This is a genomic window from Nonomuraea guangzhouensis, assembly GCF_019396345.1.
GTDB lineage: Bacteria > Actinomycetota > Actinomycetes > Streptosporangiales > Streptosporangiaceae > Nonomuraea > Nonomuraea guangzhouensis.
Genome location: NZ_JAHKRM010000117.1, coordinates 1 through 742, shown reverse-complemented (window position 1 = coordinate 742; position 742 = coordinate 1). Strand labels below are relative to the sequence as shown.

Sequence of the window (742 nt, the reverse complement as noted above, 5' to 3'; positions counted from 1 at the left end):
CCGGGCCGCAGACGGCGCGAGCACAACTTCGATGCGGTCGCCGATCTGGTGGCCGAGAAGGTCCAGAGCACGGCCGGGAAGATGTCGGCCAAACGGCTGCTGCCGCTGGCCCAGGCCGCCGGGTATGAGGGATCGGCGCGCAACTTCCGGCGGCTGGTCGCCGAGGCGAAGAAGACGTGGCGGCGCGGCCACCATCGCGGGCGGCGGCCAGCGGTCTGGACGCCGGGCGAGATGCTGGTCATCGACTGGGGCGACGCGGGCGGCGGGCTGCACGTGTTCTGCGCGGTGCTGGCCTGGTCGCGCTTCCGTTTCGTGCGCTTCGCCGACAACGAGCGGGCCGCCACCACGCTGGCGTTGCTGGCCGAGTGCTTCGAGGAACTCGGCGGGGTGCCCAAGGTGGTGCTGGCCGATCGGATGGGTTGCCTGAAGGGCGGCGTGGTGGCCAACAAGGTCATCCCCACTGGTGACTACGTGCGCTTCGCCACCCACTACGGCTTCCGGCCCGATTGGTGCGAGGCCGCCGACCCGGAATCGAAGGGCATCGTGGAAAACCTGGTCGGCTATGCCAAACGTGATCTGGTCGTGCCGCACGCGCCCTTCGACGACCTGCTCGCCGCCAACGTGACCGCCCGCCAGTGGTGCGCCGAGGTCAACACGGTGACGCACTCGGAGATCTGCGCCATCCCCGCCGAGCGGCTGGCCGGCGAGCGGGAACTGCTGACCGCACTGCCGTCGCTGCGGC

The 742-nt window shown here is 70.6% G+C and carries 1 protein-coding gene; it reads left to right on the top strand.

Going from position 1 to position 742, the window contains the following annotated elements:
- On the top strand, window positions 1-742 hold a 742-nt coding region (gene istA / locus KME78_RS63675), incomplete at both ends, for an IS21 family transposase (protein WP_219539961.1).